At 69.4% G+C, this 17065-nt stretch carries 12 protein-coding genes; 4 read left to right on the forward strand and 8 right to left on the reverse strand.

Features of this window, described 5'->3' with window-relative positions; genetic code table 11:
• Positions 1-137 precede the first annotated feature (137 nt).
• From kduI to PMI01_RS25435, 3 genes are all read right to left on the reverse strand, one after another.
• Complete coding sequence (kduI, locus tag PMI01_RS25425; RefSeq protein WP_007676528.1) at positions 138-986, reverse strand: 5-dehydro-4-deoxy-D-glucuronate isomerase; 849 nt, start codon at positions 984-986, stop codon at positions 138-140.
• 18 nt (positions 987-1004) lie between these two features.
• On the reverse strand, positions 1005-2471 hold the full coding sequence (gene uxaC, locus PMI01_RS25430) for a glucuronate isomerase (RefSeq protein ID WP_007676537.1): 1467 nt from the start codon (positions 2469-2471) through the stop codon (positions 1005-1007).
• Positions 2472-2576: 105 nt separating this feature from the next.
• Positions 2577-3674, reverse strand: a complete 1098-nt coding sequence (locus PMI01_RS25435) for a LacI family DNA-binding transcriptional regulator (protein ID WP_007676542.1) — start codon at positions 3672-3674, stop codon at positions 2577-2579.
• Between the two features lie 161 nt (positions 3675-3835).
• Here PMI01_RS25435 and PMI01_RS25440 point away from each other — a divergent pair, with 161 nt between their 5' ends.
• Both PMI01_RS25440 and PMI01_RS25445 read left to right on the forward strand, forming a co-directional pair.
• Positions 3836-5344 (forward strand): UxaA family hydrolase, encoded by a 1509-nt coding sequence (locus PMI01_RS25440; RefSeq protein ID WP_035038507.1) that lies wholly within the window; start codon positions 3836-3838, stop codon positions 5342-5344.
• Positions 5341-6801 carry a mannitol dehydrogenase family protein gene (locus PMI01_RS25445; protein ID WP_007676548.1) on the forward strand — a complete coding sequence of 487 codons (1461 nt, stop codon included), beginning with the start codon at positions 5341-5343 and terminating at the stop codon, positions 6799-6801. The genes PMI01_RS25440 and PMI01_RS25445 overlap by 4 nt, the downstream gene beginning before the upstream one ends.
• Before the next feature lie 71 nt (positions 6802-6872).
• Here PMI01_RS25445 and PMI01_RS25450 read toward each other — a convergent pair whose 3' ends face one another.
• The 3 genes from PMI01_RS25450 to PMI01_RS25460 form a co-directional block, all read right to left on the reverse strand.
• Positions 6873-7433: a sugar transferase gene (locus PMI01_RS25450; protein WP_007676550.1), complete on the reverse strand. Its 561-nt coding sequence runs from the start codon at positions 7431-7433 to the stop codon at positions 6873-6875.
• A 15-nt stretch (positions 7434-7448) separates the two neighbouring features.
• Positions 7449-10358 carry a hypothetical protein gene (locus tag PMI01_RS25455; protein WP_051990035.1) on the reverse strand — a complete coding sequence of 970 codons (2910 nt, stop codon included), beginning with the start codon at positions 10356-10358 and terminating at the stop codon, positions 7449-7451.
• 162 nt (positions 10359-10520) lie between these two features.
• On the reverse strand, positions 10521-10721 hold the full coding sequence (locus PMI01_RS25460) for a hypothetical protein (RefSeq protein ID WP_007676557.1): 201 nt from the start codon (positions 10719-10721) through the stop codon (positions 10521-10523).
• Between the two features lie 289 nt (positions 10722-11010).
• On the opposite strand from PMI01_RS25460, the gene cysD reads away from it, so the two are divergent.
• Both cysD and cysN read left to right on the forward strand, forming a co-directional pair.
• Positions 11011-11943, forward strand: coding sequence for a sulfate adenylyltransferase subunit CysD (gene cysD, locus PMI01_RS25465; protein ID WP_007676560.1), 933 nt, complete (start codon positions 11011-11013; stop codon positions 11941-11943).
• An 8-nt stretch (positions 11944-11951) separates the two neighbouring features.
• Complete coding sequence (gene cysN, locus PMI01_RS25470) at positions 11952-13856, forward strand: sulfate adenylyltransferase subunit CysN (protein ID WP_035038510.1); 1905 nt, start codon at positions 11952-11954, stop codon at positions 13854-13856.
• Here cysN and PMI01_RS25475 read toward each other — a convergent pair.
• Positions 13844-15022 carry an MFS transporter gene (locus PMI01_RS25475; RefSeq protein WP_007676573.1) on the reverse strand — a complete coding sequence of 393 codons (1179 nt, stop codon included), beginning with the start codon at positions 15020-15022 and terminating at the stop codon, positions 13844-13846. The two genes, cysN and PMI01_RS25475, sit on opposite strands and share 13 nt — an antisense overlap.
• Before the next feature lie 173 nt (positions 15023-15195).
• A complete protein-coding gene (gene metG, locus PMI01_RS25480) occupies positions 15196-16905 on the reverse strand; it encodes a methionine--tRNA ligase (RefSeq protein ID WP_007676575.1) in 1710 nt (569 codons plus the stop codon).
• Between the last annotated feature and the right edge of the window lie 160 nt (positions 16906-17065).

Below are 17065 nucleotides of genomic sequence, written 5' to 3' on the forward strand. Positions count from 1 at the left end.
CTGCAAAAGTTGTCATCCCGGACGACCTGAAAGGCCGATCCGGGACTGCCGCAAACGCATGCGCTTGCGGCGGTCCCGGCTCTTCGCTTCGCTACGGCCGGGATGACAGCCGCAGAGAAGTGGAGCGGTCCCCGCCCCTACTTCAGCTGGCAGATGTCCAGCACGTTCATGTCGGTATAGTCGAGGTTCTCGCCGCCCATGGCCCAGATGAACGTGTAGTTCGAGGTGCCCGAGCCCATGTGGATCGACCACGGCGGGCTCATCACGGCTTCCTGGTCGGCGATCACGATGTGACGCATCTCGTCCGGCTCGCCCATGTAGTGGAACACCCGGTCGTTCTCGCCGAGACCGAAGTAGAAATAGGCTTCCGAGCGGCGGTCGTGCAGGTGGGGCGGCATGGTGTTCCAGACGCTGCCCGGCTTCAGCACCGTCATGCCCAGCAGCAGTTGGGCCGACTTGCAGGTGGTGGGCACGATGTACTGGTAGATGGTGCGTTCGTTGGAGGTCTCCAGCGCGCCGCGTTCCAGCGGGATGGCGTCGGCGAACACCAGCTTCTTGGTCTCGAAGGCGGCGTGCGCCGGCAGGCTGGTGAGGTAGAAGCGGGCCGGATTGGCGGCGTCGACGCTTTCGAACACCACGTCCTTGGAGCCCATGGTCACGTAGATGCCGTCGCGCGGCTCGATGTCGTAGACCACGCCGTCGACCGTGACCTTGCCCTTGCCGCCGCCGACATTGATCGCGCCCAGTTCGCGGCGCTCCAGGAACGGGTGGCCGGCGGCCGAGGCGGGCTCGGTCTGGTCGGGCAGCTTGACGCCCTTGGAGACCGGGGCCGCGCCACCGATCACGAAGCGTTCGGCGTGGTTGTACTGCAGCACGATCTCGTCAGCCGCGAACAGGCCCTGCATCAGGTAGCGGTCGCGCAGGTCGTCGTTGCTGACCGCGTACATCATGTCGGGGTGGGTGGCGTGGTAGGTCTTGGCGAACATCTGGAAACTCCGGAAAATCTATTCGGCGGCGTGTTTGATCGGCTGAACCGGTCGCGCCCAGCTGGGCCGTTGATCGAGCCTGTAGGCCTTCTTAGGCAGGTTGTACGTCAGGTCGACGATCAGTTCGGCGGCCTCGACGTCGTCCATGCGGTGCTCGGCGACCATGCGGGCCAGGAAGGCGCTGTCGACGCGGCGGGCCACATCGTGGCGGGCCGGAATCGACAGGAAGGCGCGGGTGTCGTCGTTGAAGCCGACGGTATTGTAGAAACCCGCCGTCTCGGTGACCTGCTCGCGGAACCGCATCATGCCCTCGGGGCTGTCGTGGAACCACCAGGAAGGGCCCAGCTTCAGCACCGGATAGTGGCCGGCCAGCGGGGCCAGTTCGCGGCTGTAGACGGTCTCGTCCAGGGTGAAGAGGATGATCGACAGGCGCGGGTCGTTGCCGAACCTGCTCAGCAGCGGCTTCAGCGCATCGACATATTCGGTGCGCATCGGGATGTCGGCGCCCTTGTCGCGGCCGTGGCTGGCCAGCAGGCTGACATTGTGGTTGCGGTGCGAGCCGGGGTGGATCTGCATGACCAGCCCGTCGTCCAGGCTCATCTTGGCCATCTCGGTCAGCATCTGGGCGCGGAACAGCTCGGCCTTGGCCGGGGTGACCTCGCCCTTCAGCAGGCTCTGGAACAGGGCCTCGGCCTCGATGTCGTTGAGATCGGCGGTGGCGGCGGTCGGGTGGCCGTGGTCGCTGGAGGTGGCGCCGGCGTCGATGAAGGCGGCGCGGCGGACGCGGTGGCCCTCCAGATAGCCCCGCCAGCTGGTGACGTCCTGGCCCGAGACCTCGGCGAAGCGGTCGAACGACCGGCCGAAACGCTCGTCCTCGAAATCGATGACCGCGTCGGGACGGTAGGCGGTGATCACATGGCCGCCCCAGCCGCTGTCGCGGATGGCGTGGTGGTGCTTGAGGCTGTCCTGCGGCCCCTCGGTGGTGGCCAGGGTCTCGATGTTGAAGCGGTCGAACAGGGCGCGCGGGCGGAAGGCCTCGGTGGCCAGGGCCTCGTTGATCCGGTCGAAATAGAGGTCGGCGGTGTCGGCGCCCAGGAAGACGTCGAAGCCGAACACCTTGCTGAACACGTGGTTCAACCAAATCCAGGACGGCGTGCCGCGGAACAGGTGGAAGTTCTGGGCCAACAGCCGCCAGGCCGCGCGCGGATCCGTGGCCGGGACGCCGGCCTTGGAGCGCACCTTCAGGCTCTCGAGCGAGATCCCCTGGCTGTAGAGCATGCGGAACAGGTAGTGGTCGGGCGCCAGCAGCAGGTCGGTGGCGTCCTCGAACGGATCGTTGGTCGCGAACCACGACGGATCGGTATGGCCGTGCGGGCTGATGATCGGCAGGTCCTTGACCTGGCCATACAGCGCCCGGGCGATGCCCCGCGTCCGCTCGTCGGCGGGAAACAGGCGGTCTTCGTGAAATACCAGAGGCCGAGCCATGGCTGCTCTCTACTCCCTAATCCGCCGACGGCCTTCGCGGGCCGCTTCGACGCGCTTGGTAACCGGTGTCAGAGTGTGGTGCAAGCTCCTCCGACGCGCCTCACCCTAAACCGAGGGCGGGGGTCCAGACGACTCGCGAACGACAAGATAGGGGATCGTGCTGTTGGGGTCGCGCTTCTCGCGGGCCGCGGCGCCGATCAGCTTCTCGGCGGCGATCCGCCCCACTTCGCGGGTCGGGATGTGGATGGTCGTCAGGGGCGGCCAGACGGCCTGGGCGATCTGGAAGTCGTCGAACCCGACCACGGTCAGGTCGGCCGGCACCTGCAGGCCCGCTCGACGCGCCGCCTGCAGCACGCCGGCGGCCATTTCGTCGTTGCCGGCGAAGATCGCGGTCGGCCTGGGGGTCATGGCCAGCAGCGCCTCGCCGCAGGCCAGGCCCGACTCGAAGGTGTAGGCGCCCTGGACGACATAGTCGGGATCCAGCTTCAGCCCGCCCTCGATCAGGGCGTCCTCGAAGCCCCCTCGCCGCTCGTGCGACGACCGGAAGCTGGGCAGACCGGTGATGAAACCGATCTTCTTGTGGCCCAACTCGACCAGGTGCGCGCCCATGGCAGCGCTGCCCAGCCGGTCGTGACCGACGATCATGTGCTCGGGCTTGTCCAGCTCGACCGAGGCGATGCGGATATATTCGCAGCCGATCTCGCGCAGCAGCTTGGCCACCCGCTCGTCTTCCGAAACCGACGGCGGCAGCACGACCCCGAACAGCTTCTGGCGCTCCACGAAGGTGCGCACGTCCAGCAGGAAGGTCGGGCTGGAGCGGTCGCAAGGGTGCACCACCAGCTCGAACCCCGACCCCCGGATGCCGTCCAGCAGACCCAGCTGCATGTTGACGACATATTGCGGGTTGGGGTTGTCGTAGATCATGCCGATCAGGAACGAGCGGCGGAACGCCAGGCCCCGGGCCTGGGGGTCGGGGGCGTAGCCCCACTCGGCGATCACCGCCTCGATCCGCTCGCGCGTCTCGTCGCGCACGAACGGCGACTGGTTGATGACCCGCGAGACGGTTTTCTTGGACACCCCGGCCAGACGGGCGATGTCGTTGATCGTGGCGCGCTTGCGCCCGCCTTCGAGGCCCCCGCCTTCGCGGTCGGTGTCGGATTCCGCGTTGTCGGCGGCCGTCAGGGGGGTCTTGGACAAGGTCAAGGCGTTTCCATGCGGCGATCGTTGTTTTGTTTTGTCATACTCTACCGAGGGCGGCGTCGCTACAGATGCCCTGACAGGCGTAATTGCTCTATGGTGACACCGGTTTCCTCGGCGCGCTGGCGAGGATGGCAACACGAAACGTCGCGATGACCAAGACTTTGATGACCGAAACGACCTCCGCCCCCTCCGAATCGATCCACGGCGTCGACCCGCGCGACCACGTGGCGACGGCGTTGCGCGACCTGGCGGCCGGCGAGACGCTGAACCTGCATGGCGTGGCGATCACTGCCCGCGCCGACATCCCCAAGGGCCACAAGATCGCCGTGGCGGCCGTGGCTTCCGGCGGCGACGTGCTGAAATACGGCTGGCCGATCGGCCGGGCCACGGCCGACATCGCGGTCGGAGACCACGTACACGTCCACAATGTCGAGACGCGGCTGTCGGGCGTCGAGGACTTCGCTTACGCGGCCGCCGCCCCCGCCGCGCACGAAGCCCCGCCCGCCGGGACCTTCCTGGGCTATCGCCGCAGGAACGGCCGGGTCGGCACCCGCAACGAGATCTGGGTGCTGTGCACGGTCGGCTGCGTGGCCAACACCGCGCGGCGGATCGCCGAAAAGGCCAACGCCCGGTTCGCCGGCCGGGTGGACGGGGTGTTCGCCTTCCCCCACCCGTTCGGCTGCTCGCAACTGGGCGACGACCTGACCCATACCCGCAAGCTGATCGCCGGCCTGGCCGCCCACCCCAACGCCGGCGGCGTGCTGATCCTCGGCCTGGGCTGCGAGAACAACCAGCTGAAGGCCCTGCTGGAATCGGCGCCGGACCTGGATCCTCAGCGCCTGCGGTCCTTCACCACCCAGATGGTCGAGGACGAATTCGAGGACGGCCTGGCGGCCATCGAGGCCCTGGTCGAAATCGCCGAACGCGACCGCCGCCAGCCGTCGCCGCTGTCGGACCTGGTGGTCGGCCTCAAGTGCGGCGGGTCGGACGGGTTTTCCGGCGTCACCGCCAATCCGCTGGTCGGCCGCATCGCCGACAAGGTCTCCGACGCCGGCGGCACGCCGGTGCTGACCGAGATTCCCGAGGTGTTCGGGGCCGAGCAGGTGCTGCTGTCGCGCGCCGCCAGCCAGGACGTGTTCGACGGCGCGGTGCGGGTGATCGACGACTTCAAGCGCTACTTCATCGACAACCACCAGCCGATCTACGAGAACCCCTCCCCCGGCAACATCGCCGGCGGCATCACCACCCTGGAGGAGAAATCCCTGGGCGCGGTGCAGAAGGGCGGGCGCTCGCCCCTGGCCTCGGTGCTGCGCTACGGCGAACGGGTGGGGCCGCACGGCCTGGCCCTGCTGGAGGCCCCCGGCAACGACGCGGTCTCGTCCACCGCCCTGACGGCGGCGGGGGCGACGGTGATCCTGTTCACCACCGGCCGCGGCACGCCACTGGGCTTCCCCGCCCCCACCCTGAAAATCGCGTCCAACAGCGCCCTGGCCGTCCGCAAGCCGGGCTGGATCGACTTCGACGCGGGGGTCGTGCTGTCGGGCCAGACCATGGACGCAGCGGCCGACTCCCTGATGGATCTGGTCGTGGCCACAGCCTCGGGCCAGCCGACCAAGGCCGAACTCAACGGCGAACGCGAAATCGCCATCTGGAAGACAGGTGTAACGCTTTGACGACCGAAACGCTCTCCCGCCCGCTGCGCCTGAACGCCGTCAGCTTCCCCGCCGCCATTCCCGGCGTCGCCCTGCCCGCCTATGACCGCGACAAGGTCACGGTCGGTGTCGTGCACTTCGGCCCCGGCGCTTTCCATCGCGCCCACCAGGCCTTCTATTTCGACCAGCTGCTGGCCAAGGACCCGCGCTGGGGGATCAGCGCCGTGTCGCTGAAGAGCCCCGGCGTCCGCGACGCCCTGCAGCCGCAGGACGGCCTCTACACCCTGGCCCAGCTCGACGCCGAAACCACGTTCCGCGTCGTGGGGTCGATCCTCGAGGTGCTGGTCGCGCCCGAGGACCCGCCGGCCGTGTTCGCCCGCCTGGCCGCGCCGCATACGCGCATGGTCACCCTGACCGTGACCGAGAAGGGCTACTGCCTGACCGGCGACGGCAAGCTCGACACCGCCCACCCCGACATCGTCCATGACCTGGCCAGCCCGCGCGAGCCGGTCAGCGTCATCGGCTACATCGTCGAGGGTCTGCGCCGCCGGCATCAGGCGGGCCTGCCCCCCTACGCCGTGGTGGCCTGCGACAACCTCGCCGACAACGGCTGGCGGCTGAAGGCGGCGACCGTCGCCTTCGCCCAGGCCGTGGATCCGGTCCTGGCCGCCTGGATCGAGACCGAAGCCCGCTTCCCGCGCACCATGGTCGACAGCATCACCCCCGCCACCGACGACGCCCTGCGGGCCCGCGTCGAGGCCGCCACCGGCCTGACCGACGCCTGGCCGATCCAGCGTGAGGCCTTCACCCAGTGGGTGGTCGAGGACGTGCTGGGACCGCCTTCAGAAAATGGGGGCGCCCCGGACCTGGCCAGCGTCGGCGTCACCCTGACCGACGACGTGCGCGGCTTCGAGCGCGCCAAGCTGCGACTGCTGAACGGCGTGCACTCGACCATCGCCTATGCCGGCCTGCTGAAGGGCCATGAGACGGTGTTCGAGGCGATCAGCGACGCTGACCTGGCGCGGCTGGCCGAGGACCTGATGGTCCAGGACATCATCCCCACCCTGACCGCGCCACGCGGCCTGGACCTGGCCGCCTACGCCCAGGCGATCCTCGGCCGGTTCCGCAATCCGGAAATCCGCCACCTGCTGGCCCAGATCGCCTGGGACGGTTCGCAGAAGCTGCCGTTCCGCCTCCTGGGCACGGTCGCCGACGCCCTGGCCGCCGGCCGCCCGGTCGACCGCCTGACCCTGCCCCTGGCCGCCTGGATGCGTTTCGTCCGCCGCCGCGCCGCCGAGGGCGTGGCGATCGTCGACCCGCTGGCCGACCGCCTGGTCGAAACGGCCGCCGCCTGCACCGGCGACGCCCGCGCCGACGTCGGCCAGTTCCTGAAGCTGGAGCCGGTGTTCAGCCGGGCGCTGGCGGGCAATCCGGTGTTCGTGGCGGCGCTGGAGGGGGCTTACGCGACGCTCGCCTAAACCTCGCCCTCGAAGGATGGGGACATGCGCATGCGCACGTCCCCATCAGCACTCGACTTCGTTGACTCGCCCTACCGCGTCACGCCCTTGCCGGTCATCACCGGCAGCACGGTCCACAGCAGGATCCGCAGGTCGAACAGGAACCCCCGTCGCCGCAGATACTCGGCGTCCAGCGCCACCTTCTCCGGAATGGCGATCTCGTCCCGGCCGTTGATCTGCGCCCAGCCAGTGACGCCCGGCCGCAAGGCTTCGACGCCGGCCTCGGTGCGCAGGGCTGTCAGGTCGTGCTGGTTGAACAGCGCCGGCCTCGGCCCGACCAGGCTCATGTCGCCGACCAGCACGCTCCACAGCTGCGGCAACTCGTCGAGGCTGGCCTTGCGCAGGAAGCCCCCCGGCGGCGTCAGCCAGCGGTCAGGGTCGTCGAGCAGATGGGTGGCGACCTCCGGCGTGTCGATCCGCATGGTGCGGAACTTGGGCATCGAGAACAGCCGGTTGCCGCGCCCTACCCGCCGCGACCAGTACAGCGCCGGACCGGGCGAGGTCAGGCGCACGATCGTCGCCAGGACCAGCAGCGGCAGGGCCAGGACCAGCAAGGCCGCGCCCGAGGCCGCGGCGTCGAAGAGGCGTTTCACGTCAGGCCCATGCCTCTAGGCCAGGTCGCCGAACGCGGCGTCCAGCAGCAGGTAGGCGCGGCCGGCGTCCGACGACAGCAGGGCCGCCACCAGGAAGCCTTCGCGATCCTGTTCCGAGGCCTCGTCCATCATGCCCGAATAGCGGCGCAGGAAGCGCTCGGCGTCGCTGCGCAGCGGGGCGTCGGAGAACAGACGGCGGACCAGCCGGCGAATGGCGGCGGGCGCCAGCTTCTTGACCACCTCGCGAGCCCCGGCCCCGTCGTGGGTCTGGATGGTGGCGGCGATCTCGTCGATGCGGCCACGCGGCAGCAGGGCCGCCGGGTCGATGCCCATGGCCAGGATCTCGGCGGCCATCTTCTCGCCCAGGGCGGCGTCGCCCGGCGCGGCGCTTTCCAGGCCCGACAGCAGGTTGCGCCATGACCAGCCGCCCGGCGGTTCGGCCCGTTCGCTCGACGGGGCCGGCGCCTGCGGGGCGGCGTTGCGGCCGCCGGCGGCGTCGAACACCGAGCGGAACTCGTCGTCCGTGGCGGTGGGCGTCAGGCGCAGGCGCGGACGCAGGCCGATGTCGTCGGCCGAGGGTTCATTGGCCGGCGGCGCGACAGGCGGCGGAGCCACGGGTGGCGGAACTGGCGGCGGCGGAACGGCCTGCGCCTGGCGCAGCGGCGGCGGAGCCCGCGCCGGCGCCTGGGGCGTGGGGACGGCCGCGCCCATCCGGCTGACCGCTTCGCTGAGCATGTCGTAGTTGCGCCGCACGCGTTCCTGGAAGGCCTGGTCGATCGCCGCGGTTTCCTCGGCGGTCTGGCGGGCGGCCAGTCGCAGGGACTCGATGCCGTGGTCGATCTGGGCCCGGACTTCGTTGGCTCGCGCCAGGGCCTCGGCCGGCAGGTCGGCGGTGCGACGGCCGACATCGGCCAGCATCGACTCCATCTCGGCGATGGTGGCGCGGGCGGTCTCGACGCTTTCGGCCAGCTTCAGGGCCGTGCGAGCCCCGGCCTGTTCGACCACCTGGGCCGACTGTTCGATCAGGTCGCGGGCCTCGTCCATGCGGGACTCGAACACCGTGTCGGCCTTCTGGCCGGCGGCGAAGGCGATCTCGTTGAGCTGGTCGACCCGGCCACGCGCGGTCTCGACCCGTTGCTCGACTCCTTCGCTGGCCTTGCGGGCGGCCGCGGCCATGGCGTCGAGCGCCTCGTTGAGGGCGCTTTCAAGGTCGCTGCGTTGACCGCCGGCCGCGCTGGCCAGGGCGGCGATGGCGCTGGAGGTCTCGGCCGCCAGGGCCTCGCGCTCGGCGCGGGCGGTCTCGGCGACTTCGCGCAGTTGCTCGGCCGCCGCGCCGATCAGGCCACGCAGAACCTCGGCGCCCATGGCCGCCATGTCGCCCATCTCGGTGGCGCCGGCCCGGGTGTGGCCGATGAACTCGGTGAGCTGGGCGGTGCGGGTCTCGGCCTCGGAGGCGAAGTCCTCCTGGTCGGTGCGCAGAGACTGGCTGGCGGCCACCAGGGCGGCGCGTTGCTGGGCCAGGTTGCGTTCGACGGCGGACATCTGGTCGCCGACCCCCTGGCCGGCGGTTTCCAGGCGGGCGATCTGGCGCGACAGGTCTTCGGCCCCGACCCGCGCGGCGTCGGACGCCTCGCCGGCGGCGGCGGCCAGGTCGGCGGCGCGGGCGGCCAGGGCGGCCTCGGCCTCGCGCAGCTGGGTCTCGGCCAGGTCGGAGGCCTCGGCGACCATGCGGGCCTGGCTGCCGATGGCGTCGACCACGGCGGTGGACTGGGCGTCCAGCGACGTCGACAGGGCGTGCATCGCCTGGCGCTCGTGGCCCAGGCCCTCGGCCAGTTGCTTGGCCATGCGGGCCGACTCGCCGGTCGCCTGGGTGAGGGCCAGGGTCTCTTCGGCCAGGGCTTCGCGCAGCGCTTGGACGCGGACCCGCGCCTCGTCGGCGGCGGCCGTGGCGGCGTCGATCTCGGCGCGGATGCCTTCGACCGCGTTGGTGACGCCGACCGCGGCCAGGGCGGCGGGGGTCAGCAGACGGTCGGTCATGACCCGATTGCGCTTCAGTTCGGCCGAAACACCCATGGCCTGGCGCAGCATGTAGGCGCCCAGCAGGGTGAAGATGGCCGGCCCGATCGCCAGGGCCGCGAACACCAGCAGGGCGAACTGGTCGACCTTCAGGGCCGGCACGCCCGCGCCGTAACCGAGGGCGAAGGCCAGCGGCGCCAGGGTCCAGAGCGCGGCGGCCGCGACGGCCAGGCTCCAGAACAGCGGGGCCGGCATCGGCTTCTTGTCCTCATAGGTCGACAAGGGCGTCGGCTGCGCGGCGACCTGGGTGGTCGGCGAAGTTTCGCGCGGCGGGGAAACAGCGGCTTCCGAACGTCGCGACGGAATTGGCGGTTCGGGTTCGACCACCGGGGCGGGCGGCTGGGCGGCCGAGGCGGTCAGGAAGGACGGCAACGGCGCGTGCGGCTCGGGTTCGACCCGGGCGTTGCGTTTGGCGCGCGAGGCGTACGGCATGAACGGCGCGGGTTCGGGCTGAGGTTCCGGGGCCTTGATTTCCGGAGCCTGAGCTTCCGGCCAGCTGACTTCGGGTTCCGGGACTTCAGGTTCCGGGGCCGCGACGGCCTCGGGCTCAGGCGCCGGTTCCGGCAACTTGGGCTGCGGCTTGGGCGTGGACGCGAAGAAACCGCGCCGGGCGCTGGCGCGGGGCGTCTCGGGCGCCGGAATCGGCGCGGGTTCGGGATCGAGACCCAGCGGGCCGCGATCGAGATTCGGCGGGGTCGGAGCTTCCGGCACGGCCGCGATGTCGAGATCCAGGTCGGGTTCGCTGACCGGCGCATCCGTCTCGGGCTCGGCCTGGCGGCCGAAATCCTCGACCGGCGGTTCCAGAGGAATGCCGGAGAAATCAAGCGGTTGGCGCTTCTTAGGCTTCATACGCAGCCATAGTCCCAGGGCGAACGGCATGGGGCCGGATGAACTTCCGCCGCGCGGACGCCCCACCCTCGCGCAACGCACAAACCTAGCGGCGAAAAGCCCGCGCGCATAGCGGGTTCCGGCGGTTTTCCCGTCACGGGCGAAGGTCGCCCCGCAAGGGGTTCAGGCGCTGGCGGCCACGGTCTGACGGTGGGGACAGGCCGTCGTGCTCTCGACAGCCTGCTGGCGGGGCGTGCGGGCGACGGTGCGCTCGGCCTTCGGCGGAGTCTTGACGTGTCGGTCCACCACCACGCCAAACTGGCACAGCGCCATGGCCGAAAGCCAGAGCATGATCGCAGCGAAGAATTCAGCCAGAGCGGACATCGGCAGGCCCATATTCCGATAGCGACGTTATGCGATAATTCGCGGCCGGGCTCGAATGAACTTTTGGTCATGAAAAGCGGCGCGCGCCGGCCCGCCTGCCATCGAAGCTCACAGCGCCTACAGTTTTCACCGCCTTGCTCGCTCCGCCCCCGAGACCTAGGTCCAGGCCATAGGATCATCGACCGGCCTCGCGTTTGTGCGCGAGGGCGGAGCTTTCCATTTGCGGATGCGCGTTTTGCCCCCTACCCAAGTCGCCTCTCTGTCGCACGACGCCTTTGCGGACCCGTCCATGAGCGCGCAGACTCCGGCCCTCTTGTCCCCGGCGAGGCTGACGCACCTTCAGCGGCTGGAAGCCGAGAGCATCCACATCCTGCGCGAGGTCGCCGCCGAGTGCGAGCGGCCGGTCATGCTGTATTCGATCGGCAAGGACAGCGCGGTGATGCTGCACCTGGCCGCCAAGGCGTTCTATCCCTCCAAGCCGCCCTTCCCGCTGCTGCACGTCGACACGACCTGGAAGTTCCGGGCCATGTACGAACTGCGCGACACCATCGCCGAACGGCTGGGCTTTGACCTTTTGGTCCACAAGAACCCGGAGGCGCAGGCGCGCGGCATCAACCCGTTCGACCACGGCAGCGCCCTGCACACCGACCTCTGGAAGACCGAGGGCCTGAAACAGGCCCTGGCCAAGTACGGCTTCGACGCGGCCTTCGGCGGCGCCCGCCGAGACGAGGAGAAGAGCCGCGCCAAGGAGCGGGTGTTCAGCTTCCGCTCGGCCGAGCAGCGGTGGGACCCCAAGGACCAGCGCCCCGAGCTGTGGAAGCTCTACAACACCCGCAAGCACCCCGGCGAAAGCCTGCGGGTGTTCCCGATCTCCAACTGGACCGAGCTGGACGTCTGGCAGTACATCCACCTGGAGAACATCCCGATCGTGCCGCTGTACTTCGCGGCCGAGCGGCCGGTGGTCGAGCGCGACGGGTCGCTGATCATGGTCGACGACGACCGTTTCCGCCTGCGGCCCGGCGAGGTCCCGCAGATGAAGAGCGTGCGGTTCCGCACCCTGGGCTGCTATCCGCTGACCGGCGCGGTCGAGAGCACCGCCTCCACCCTGCCCGAGGTGATCCAGGAAATGCTGCTGACCACCACCAGCGAGCGCCAGGGACGGGTCATCGACCATGACCAGTCCGCCTCGATGGAGAAGAAGAAGCAGGAGGGCTATTTCTAGTGAATACGATCTACAAGCCCTCCGACCTGATCGCCGACGACATCGACGCCTATCTGCTGGCCCACCAGCACAAGTCGCTGCTGCGCTTCATCACCTGCGGCTCGGTGGACGACGGCAAGTCGACCCTGATCGGCCGGCTGCTCTACGACAGCAAGATGATCTTCGAGGACCAGATGGCGGCCCTCGAGGCCGACTCCAAGCGGGTCGGCACGCAAGGCGGGGCGATCGACTTCGCCCTGCTGGTCGACGGCCTGGCCGCCGAGCGCGAGCAGGGCATCACCATCGACGTCGCCTACCGGTTCTTCGCGACCGACAAGCGCAAGTTCATCGTCGCCGACACCCCCGGCCACGAGCAATATACCCGCAACATGGTCACCGGCGCCTCGACCGCCGACGCCGCCGTGATCCTGATCGACGCCCGCAAGGGCGTGCTGACCCAGACCCGCCGCCACTCCTATCTCGTCAAGCTGCTGGGCATCCGCCACGTGGTGCTGGCGGTCAACAAGATGGACCTGGTCGGCTGGGACAAGGCGGTGTTCGACAGGATCGTCGCCGACTATCGCGCCTTCGCCGACCAGATCGGCCTTGCGACCTTCACCCCGATCCCGATCTCGGGCCTGACCGGGGCCAACATGGCCAGCCGGGGCGAGGATTCGCCATGGTTCGACGGTCCGATCCTGATGGACTGGCTGGAAGGCGTCGAGGTCGAGGACGATCTGCGGGGCCAGTCGTTCCGCATGCCCGTGCAGTGGGTCAACCGGCCCAATCTCGACTTCCGGGGCTTCTCCGGCCAGATCGCCGCCGGCACGGTCCGGCCGGGCGACAAGGTCAAGTCGCTGCCCTCGGGCCGCGAAAGCACCGTGGCCCGCATCGTCACCCTGCCCGACGACCTGCCCGAGGCCTTCGCCGGCCAGTCGGTGACGATCACCCTGGCCGACGAGATCGACGTCAGCCGCGGCGACATCCTGGTCGCGGCCGACAACCCGGTCGCCGTGGCCGGTCAGTTCGAGGCCACCGTGGTCTGGATGGACGACGAGCCCCTGCCCCCGGGCCGCTCCTACCTGCTGAAGATCGGCGCGCGGACGGTCGGAGCCAGCGTCACCGAGATCAAGCACCGGGTGAACGTCAACACGCTCGAGCACCTGGCCGCCAAGCGGCTGGAGCTGAACGAGATCGGCGAGGTCAACCTGTCGCTCGACCAGGCCATCCCCTTCGAACCCTACACGGTCAACCGCGACCTGGGCGGCTTCATCCTGATCGACCGGATCAGCAATCGCACCGTCGGGGCCGGCCTGCTGAACTTCGCCCTGCGCCGGGCCGACAACATCCACTGGCAGCACACCGACGTCAGCAAGGCCTCGCGCGCCGCGCTGAAGGGCCAGCGCGGCCGGGTGGTCTGGCTGACCGGCCTGTCGGGCGCCGGCAAGTCGACCATCGCCAACCTGGTCGAAAAGCGCCTGCACGCCCTGGGCCGCCACACCTATCTGCTGGACGGCGACAATGTCCGCCACGGGCTCAACAAGAACCTCGGCTTCACCGAGGAGGACCGGGTCGAGAACATCCGCCGGGTGGCCGAGGTCGCCAAGCTGATGGTTGACGCCGGGCTGATCGTGCTGACCGCCTTCATCTCGCCGTTCCGGGCCGAGCGCCGCCTGGCGCGGGAGATCCTTGAGGACGGCGAGTTCGTCGAGGTGTTCGTCGACACGCCGCTGGCGGTGGCCGAGCAGCGCGACGTCAAGGGCCTGTACAAGAAGGCGCGAGCCGGCGACCTGAAGAACTTCACCGGCATCGACAGCCCCTATGAGGCCCCCGAGCATCCCGAACTGCGGATCGACACGACCAGCATGGAGCCTGTCGAGGCCGCCGAGCGGATCGTCGCCTGGCTGGAAGGCGAGCTCGACTACGAGATCTGACCCTTGAAGCCTGATCGGGGCGCCAGCCGCGTCAGCCTCAAGGCCCCGATCAGGCCCAGCCCGCCCATCGCGGCCATCACCAGGTAGCCCTTCACGCCGAAGGCGTCGAACAGCGGGCCCGAGGCCAGGGTGGCGACGCCCAGCATGAAGCCGGCCGACAGGGCCGAGTTGATGGCCTGGGCGGCCGAGGCGCTCTGCGGCGGGGCCAGGCGCTCGATCAGCCGCAAGGACGCCATGAAGCTGGCCGCGAAGGTCAGGGCGTGCAAGGCCTGCAACGGGAACAGCAGCCACAGCGGCGGGGCGAAGGCCAGGGCCGTCCAACGGATCGCCGCCGCCGCCCCGCCCAGCACCAGCAGGCGCTCGGGCCCGACCTTGCGCCGCCACGGCTCGGCGAACCACATGAAGCCGACCTCGACGGCGACCCCGACGCCCCACAGTACGCCGATCATCGGCTCGGAGATCCCCTCCCGCCGCCAGAGCAGGGTCGAGAAGCCGTAATAGAAGGCGTGGGTTCCCTGGATCAGGCCGACGGTGACCACGGCCAGCAGGAAGGTCCGGTCGCGCAGCAGCGCGCCCAGCCCCTTCCAGCGCGCGGCCTTGTCGGGCGCGACCTCGGTCTCGTGGACCCGGTCCGGCGGCACGACGGTGGCGGCGATCAGGGCGCAGCCGAGGACGGCCACGGTGATCCAGATCGGGATGATGCTGGGCGCGGCGACCGTCAGGAGCGCCCCCATGGCCAGGTTGCCGACGATGAAGGCCGCCGAACCGGCCCCGCGCGGCAGGCCGTAGTTGAAGCCCTCGATCCGCGAGCGCCGCAGGGCGATCACGTCGACCAGCGGCGTCAGGGTGGTCAGGCAGGTCATGCCGACCAGCCAGCACAGCAGCAGGGTCGAAAAGCCCGGCGCCGCCAGCATGGCGATGTAGCCGGCCCCCGCCCCCAGGGCCAGCCAGGCCATCGGCGTGCGCCGCAGGGCGAAGCCGTCGGCCCAGACCGCCAGGGCCGGCCCGGTGAACGGCCGGATCAGCATCGGCAGGGCCAGGATCAGCCCGATCTGCGCGCCGCTCAGGCCGCGGGCGTGGAAATAGGTGGCGATGAACGGCAGGCTGACGCCGGTCCCCAGGTAGGAGACGACGTAGAACAGGCCGAGGCGGGAGGCGGAAGACATGTCTGAGACCCTCCCCTGATTCCTTCTCCCCTTGCGGGAGAAGGTGGCGGCGAAGCCGACGGATGAGGGGTCGCACCGACCTACCCACCGCTCGCGGCTGACCCGTTTATCGACCCCTCATCCGACCTCGCTCCGCGAGGCCACCTTCTCCCGCAAGGGGAGAAGGAAAGGTGCTACTCCGCCCCGCCGAACTGGGCCGTCCATTCGGCGATCTGCTCGTCCTCGATCTTCTTGAACAGCACCTCCGGCGCCCGCACCGGCAAGCCCACCGGCAGGGTCGACAGTTCGGCCGCCGCGTCGGTGGTCGGCCAGGCCGGCGGCCAGGCCAGTTGGAAGGCCTCGCCGATCTTCTCGGCCGCGAACGGGATGAACGGCGCCGAGATGCGGGCATAGAGCGCCGCCAGGTTCAGGGCCGTGCGGACGATCACGGCGGCCCGGTCACGGTCGGTCTTGATCGCCGTCCACGGGGCGGCTTCCTGCAGGTACTCGTTGCCGACCACCCACAGCGCCCGCAGGGCCTGGGCGCTCTTGCGCACCTCGATGCCGTCCATCTGCTCGGTCAGGTCGGCCAGGCGCGCGGCGACGTCGGCGTGGAGCTTCTCCTCCAGCGGACCGGGCGCGCCGCCGTCGGGGATCACGCCGTCGAACTTGCTCTCGGTGAACTTCAGGATGCGGTTGACGAAATTGCCCAGCACGTCGGCCAGGTCGCGGTTCACGGCGCTGGCGAACTGCTCCCAGGTGAAGGCGGTGTCCGAGCTCTCCGGCGAATTGGAGGTCAGGTACCAGCGCCACAGGTCGGGCGGCAGCAATTCGAGCGCCGCGTCCATGAACACGCCGCGCCGGTTGCTGGTCGAGAACTTGCCGCCGTACCAGTTGAGCCAGTTGAAGGCCTTGAGCATGTCGACGCTCTTCCACGGCTCTTGCGAGCCGAGGATCGTGGCCGGGAAGCTGACGGTGTGGAAGGCGACGTTGTCCTTGCCCATGAACTGCACGTAGCGGACGTCGGCGGCGCCCTCGTCGGTGCGCCACCACGACTTCCAGTCACGGCCCGGGCCCGCCTCGGCCCACTCCTGGGTGGCGGCGATATATTCGATCGGCGCGTCGAACCAGACGTAGAACACCTTGTCCTCGAAGCCCGGACGCGGGAACTCGCCCTTGGTGACGGGGATGCCCCAGGCCAGGTCGCGGGTGATGCCGCGATCGATCAGCCCTTCGTCGAGGTGCTTGTAGGCGATCGACTTGGCCAGCAGCGGCCAGTCGGCATGGCTGTCGACCCAGGCCCGGATCTTGTCGGCCATCCTGGTCTGGAGAAGATAGAGGTGGCGGGTGTCGCGCACCTCCAGGTTCCGCGACCCGGAGATCACCGAATAGGCGTTCTTCAGGTCGGTGGGGTCCAGCAGGTTGCCGCAGTTGTCGCACTGGTCGCCGCGCGCTTTTTCAAACCCGCAATGCGGGCACGTGCCTTCGATGTAGCGGTCGGGCAGGAAGCGGCCGTCGTCGATGGAATAGACCATCTGGTCGACGCGTTCCTCGATCAGGCCCCGCGCCTCCAGCACCTCGCAGAAATGCTGGGTCAGGCGATGGTTCTGCGGCGAGGACGAGCGCCCGAAATGGTCCCACGACAGGCCGAACGCCCGGCCGACGTCATGCTGCAGCACGTGCTGCTCGGCGCAGTAGGTGGCCACGTCCTGGCCGGCGGCGGCGGCGGCCAGCTCGGCCGGAGTGCCGTGCTCGTCGGTGGCGCAGATATAGAGGGTGTCGTTGCCCCGAGCCCGCTGGAACCGCGCATAGACGTCGGCCGGCAGCATCGATCCCGCCAGATTGCCCAGGTGCTTGATGCCGTTGATGTACGGCAGGGCGGAGGTGATCAGGATGCGGGCCATGGGGCGGTCGGTCTTTCGGGAGTCGCGGGGAGCGGTTGGATATAGAAGCTGGGGCGCGGAAACGAAAGCGCCCTGCCCTAACGGCCTCCTGAACCAAGGTCCTCCTCGACAGGGAGGACCTGGAACCGTCGGGGACATGCCCATGGGCATGTCCCCAGCC

Source organism: Caulobacter sp. AP07 (genome assembly GCF_000281955.1).
Lineage (GTDB): Bacteria > Pseudomonadota > Alphaproteobacteria > Caulobacterales > Caulobacteraceae > Caulobacter.

Coding starts and splice junctions, on each gene's coding strand:
- kduI (WP_007676528.1), bottom strand. CDS start 986: ATGTTCGCCAAGACCTACCACGCCACCCACCCCGACATGATGTACGCG.
- uxaC (WP_007676537.1), bottom strand. CDS start 2,471: ATGGCTCGGCCTCTGGTATTTCACGAAGACCGCCTGTTTCCCGCCGAC.
- PMI01_RS25440 (WP_035038507.1), top strand. CDS start 3,836: ATGACCGAAACGACCTCCGCCCCCTCCGAATCGATCCACGGCGTCGAC.
- PMI01_RS25455 (WP_051990035.1), bottom strand. CDS start 10,358: ATGAAGCCTAAGAAGCGCCAACCGCTTGATTTCTCCGGCATTCCTCTG.
- PMI01_RS25460 (WP_007676557.1), bottom strand. CDS start 10,721: ATGTCCGCTCTGGCTGAATTCTTCGCTGCGATCATGCTCTGGCTTTCG.
- cysD (WP_007676560.1), top strand. CDS start 11,011: ATGAGCGCGCAGACTCCGGCCCTCTTGTCCCCGGCGAGGCTGACGCAC.
- PMI01_RS25475 (WP_007676573.1), bottom strand. CDS start 15,022: ATGTCTTCCGCCTCCCGCCTCGGCCTGTTCTACGTCGTCTCCTACCTG.
- metG (WP_007676575.1), bottom strand. CDS start 16,905: ATGGCCCGCATCCTGATCACCTCCGCCCTGCCGTACATCAACGGCATC.